This window comes from Hymenobacter agri (genome assembly GCF_054778495.1).
In genome coordinates this window covers 1-533 of sequence record NZ_BAAGZM010001303.1, presented here as the reverse complement: position 1 = coordinate 533, position 533 = coordinate 1, and the positions used below count along the sequence as shown (strand labels likewise).

Here is a 533-nt window from a genome sequence, read left to right as displayed (position 1 = left end):
CGGCGGCATGCCCGCCCTGCGCCGCAAGAGCGAGCAGCTCACGGCCCGCCTCGAAGCCCACATTCTGGCCCTGAGTCTGCCCAAGAATAAGCTCGAAATCATCACGCCCGCCGACCCGGCCCAGCGCGGCTGCCAGCTCTCGGTGCTGGTACACGAGCGCGGCCGCGAGCTGTTCGACTTCCTGGCCGCCCAGGGCATTATCGCCGACTGGCGCGAGCCCAACGTCATCCGCCTCGCGCCCGTACCGCTCTATAATTCGTTTGCCGACGTCGACCGCGTGGGCGCAGCAATGAGCGAATGGGTGGATGAGCGAATGGATAAATAGTCATTTTCGACTGTTTTATCGTTCGCAAATCCACCGCCACATTCACCCATTCGCTTCTTCACCTATTCACTCATTGAAATAAGATGGAAGATTACGCCGCCAAGATGCTGCTGAAGACCGACGCGGCCCTGCGCGAGTACGTGACCGGCCATGTCCAATACCGCGAGGCCGCCGTGCTGGCGGCCCTCGACGAGCTGCGCCGCCGCGG

At 62.9% G+C, this 533-nt stretch carries 1 protein-coding gene; it reads left to right on the top strand.

All coding sequences use genetic code 11. The annotated features are described in order from the left end of the window. Nucleotides 1-325: kynureninase/PvdN C-terminal domain-containing protein (locus tag ACYVDE_RS25920; protein WP_460504371.1), on the top strand; the 325-nt coding region annotated here is incomplete at its 5' end. Between the last annotated feature and the right edge of the window lie 208 nt (nt 326-533).